Origin of the sequence: Dactylosporangium sp. NPDC050688 (genome assembly GCF_040654515.1) — a bacterium.
In the GTDB taxonomy this organism is placed as follows: domain Bacteria; phylum Actinomycetota; class Actinomycetes; order Mycobacteriales; family Micromonosporaceae; genus Dactylosporangium.
The window spans coordinates 29,074-29,855 of the sequence record NZ_JBFAIC010000099.1; the positions used below are offsets into that span (position 1 = coordinate 29,074).

Sequence of the window (782 nt, forward strand, 5' to 3'; positions counted from 1 at the left end):
CTGCGCCTGCGGCGCGGGCCCGGCTGCTCGCCGTCAAGACGGAGCGCAGGGCGGCCGCCGGAGCGGCCGGGCGGCCCTCGGCGCGGCGCATCGCGGACGCGGTCGGGACGGCCGCTGCAGCTGCCCGCACCGCGTCCGATCGTGGTTCCCGCACCGCGGCCGGCGACGGTGCCGTACCGGGAACGATGGCTGCGCGCAAAGCTCAGCCAGCCACGCCGAGCCCAGGTCAAACCGGAGAAATGCCACCCGGCAAGCACGGCAAAGGCAAGCACGGCAATAAGATCAAGTACGGCAAAAGGCAGGGGCGCGGTGCCGGACGAACCGGTGCCGCGCCCCTGCCTGATGGTCCCGTTACGTCACATCTTGATCTGCTGGCCGTTGTCGTTCCAGGTGTTGTTGCTCCACGTGGGCAGCTGCGACGCCTGGAGGGCCTGGGTGCCGTGGTAGCCGCCCTTGGGCCAGAAGCCACCGCCGGACTGGCGCATGAACTTGTTGTTCGTGACCCTGCCGTTGGTGATCTTGTAGTTGGCGTCGTACCAGTAGAACGAGTAGCCGCCGCCGTTCATGAGGTTGCTGTCGACGACGACGTCGCTGATCGAGCCGATGTCGGCCTTGAGCAGGATGCACGAGGTCTGGGTGTGCTGGTTCTCCAGGCGGTTGTGCAGGATCCGGATGTAGATCGCGTTCGTCGACTGGATGACGTCGTTGTGCTGGGCGGAGCCGGTGCCCTTGGGGTCGTGCAGCCAGGAGTCCTGGACCGTGCCGCGGCCGTCGATGCGCAG

The 782-nt window shown here is 68.0% G+C and carries 1 protein-coding gene; it reads right to left on the reverse strand.

Features of this window, described 5'->3' with window-relative positions; all coding sequences use genetic code 11:
* Window positions 1–356: 356 nt before the first annotated feature.
* Window positions 357–782, reverse strand: a 426-nt coding sequence (locus AB0H83_RS47715; RefSeq protein ID WP_360109223.1) for a hypothetical protein, incomplete at its 5' end; no start/stop codon positions are given.